Genomic DNA, 588 nt, shown 5'->3' with positions numbered 1-588 from the left:
GTTTGAACATCGTATCCAAATCTTTGCCCACCCAATAACCTGCCAGCGGCGCGACATCGTGGGTACTGATGACCGTAATCGCCTGCTCAGGGTATTCTTCAGGCAGTTGGAAACCGTTCCAGCCCTTGCTGAAATACATCACTTTGTAGGAGAACACTTGATAGCGGTTGAGCAGATAACGCGCTTGATCGGGTACCGTACCCAAATCTTCGCCGATGATGACGCAACGGTTGCGCTGGCTTTCCAATGCCAAAATGGCAAAAGTCACTTCGGCATCGTAATGCACATACGCGCCGAAATCTGCTGTTTTATCGTTTAAAACCCACCACAAACGACACAATGCCATCACATGGTCAATCCGCAACACGCCATACAGGCGCATGTTTTCGCGCAACAGATGGGCAAACTTTTCATAGCCCGTATGCTTCAACATCGACGGATTAAGCGGCGGCAAATTCCAATTCTGCCCGGTCGGCCCCAAAGGATCGGGCGGCGCACCGACCGATACGTCCATACAATAATCTTGACGGTTTAACCAAGTATCTGCGCTTCCGCGCGCCACGCCGACTGCCAAATCGCCGTAAATAC

At 51.5% G+C, this 588-nt stretch carries 1 protein-coding gene; it reads right to left on the bottom strand.

Translation table 11 applies throughout. The features are described 5' to 3' along the window. A partial coding sequence (gene malQ / locus ACTHUM_RS17845; protein WP_440403671.1) for a 4-alpha-glucanotransferase occupies positions 1 to 588 on the bottom strand: 588 nt, incomplete at both ends.

It is taken from the genome of Neisseria sp. P0021.S006, assembly GCF_051956895.1.
Note: the sequence above shows the minus strand (reverse complement) of the source record. Positions and strands in the feature narration are given on the sequence as shown.